The following is a 1,654-nucleotide window of genomic DNA, read 5'->3' as shown; positions in this document are numbered from 1 at the left end:
CGGACGTCGGGTCGACGTCCATCGGCGGCAGCAGCACCGGAACCGCACCGGCCTTCGTCACCGCGCTGAGGTAGTTCTCCGGCAGCAGCGCGGCGCGACGGCTCCAGTCGCCCCAGCTCGTCTCCTCCAGATACGTGCTGATGCCGATAACGGGAGGCTCAGAGGCGTTCGAAACCACGCACCCGCTCCCAGTCCGTCACCGCCGCGTCGAAGGCGGCCTGCTCCACGCGGGCGGCGTTGACGTAGTGCTCGACCACGTTGTCGCCGAACGCGGAACGTGCGATCTCGCTGGTGCTGAACAGCTCCGCGGCCTCGCGCAGCGTCGTCGGCACCCGCTCGGCGTCGCTGGCGTAGGCGTTGCCGGTCAGCTCCTCCGGCAGCGGGAGCTTCCTGTCGATCCCGTCGAGCCCGGCCGCGATCAGCNNTCCACGCGCAGCCCGGCGCCCTTGCCGACCAGGCGCAGCGCGCACGTGCGGTTGTCCCGGCCCCACGCGACGGCGGTCGGCGCGAAGCTCCCCGGCACGAAACGCTTGTAGGAGTTGATGTTCGGCGCGAACAGCAGCGTCAGCTCGCGCAGCGCGGNNGGTCAGCGCGTCGGCGTAGCGGAAGACGATCTCGTGCTGGCCCAGGTTGCACTCGCCCTTGGCCGACTCCACCTTCATGCCCGCCCCCGCCATGCCGTTGCGGATGGCGCGCAGCAGCGGCTCCACCCGCGAGGTGCCCAGCAGCGAGTAGTCCACGTTGTACTGGTTGGCCGGGACGAGCCCGTCGTAGCCCTTGTCCCACGCCTGCTCGAAGCTGTCGCGGAAGACGATGAACTCCAGCTCGGTGCCGACCATCGCGGTCAGCCCGCGCTCGGCCAGCCGCTCCAGCTGCGCGCGCAGGATCTGCCTCGGCGAGGCCGCGACCGGGCTGCCGTCCTCCCACAGCACGTCGGAGAGCAGCAGCGCCGTCCCGGGCTGCCACGGCGTCCTGCGCAGCGTGTTCAGGTCGGGGTCCATGGTGAAGTCGCCGTAGCCGGTCTCCCACGACGACATCGCGTAACCGTCCACTGTGGACATCTCGACGTCGACGGCGAGCAGGTAGTTGCACGCCTCGGCGTGGTGCGGCAGCACGTCCTCCAGGAAGTGCCGCGCGTCCAGGCGCTTGCCCTGCAACCTGCCCTGCATGTCGGTCAGCGCCAGCACCACGGTGTCGATCTCACCGCGCTCGACCAGCTCCCGCAGCTGCTCGACGGACAACGGGGGGTGCGACACGTTCTCGGGGGACACGGACTGCCTCCAATGGTCTGAAAATGGACCTTATTTCAGGACAGGAAGCCGCGCAAGAGCGCGGCGGTGCCTTCCAGGTGCTCGGCCATGGCCACGCCCGCCCGCTCCGCGTTGCCCGCGAGGATGGCCTGGACGATGCCCCGGTGCTGCGCGTGCGAGTGCTCGATGTTGTGCTGCAACAAGGGAATCGCGTCCAGCAGCTCGTTGACGCGCATCCGGTTGTCGGCCACCGCCGACGCCAGCGACGTGGAGCCGGTGATCTCGGCGACCGCCAGGTGCAGCCGCGAGTCCAGCTGCCGGTAGGTCCCCTCGTCGGAGGCTTCGACCTCGGCTTGGATGGTGACCAGGTGGTCCCGCTCCTGCGCCGTGAGCGTGCGCGCCGC

The 1,654-nt window shown here is 70.0% G+C and carries 2 protein-coding genes and 1 pseudogene; all 3 read right to left on the bottom strand.

Annotated features, from left to right (window positions below; translation table 11 throughout):
• Nucleotides 1-178 (bottom strand): gamma-glutamyl-gamma-aminobutyrate hydrolase family protein (locus CCN37_RS36680; RefSeq protein ID WP_168201031.1); only part of this gene is annotated, 178 nt, incomplete at its 3' end.
• Nucleotides 159-1,256, bottom strand: a pseudogene (locus CCN37_RS36675) (glutamine synthetase family protein). The gene CCN37_RS36680 and the pseudogene CCN37_RS36675, both read right to left, overlap by 20 nt.
• Before the next feature lie 50 nt (nucleotides 1,257-1,306).
• Nucleotides 1,307-1,654: FadR/GntR family transcriptional regulator (locus CCN37_RS36670; protein WP_143261996.1), on the bottom strand; the 348-nt coding region annotated here is incomplete at its 5' end.

The sequence above is a fragment of the Allokutzneria sp. NRRL B-24872 genome (assembly GCF_002155965.1).
Lineage (GTDB): Bacteria > Actinomycetota > Actinomycetes > Mycobacteriales > Pseudonocardiaceae > Allokutzneria.
The sequence above is the reverse complement of the archived record's forward strand: the minus strand, read 5'-3'. Positions and strand labels throughout refer to the sequence as shown.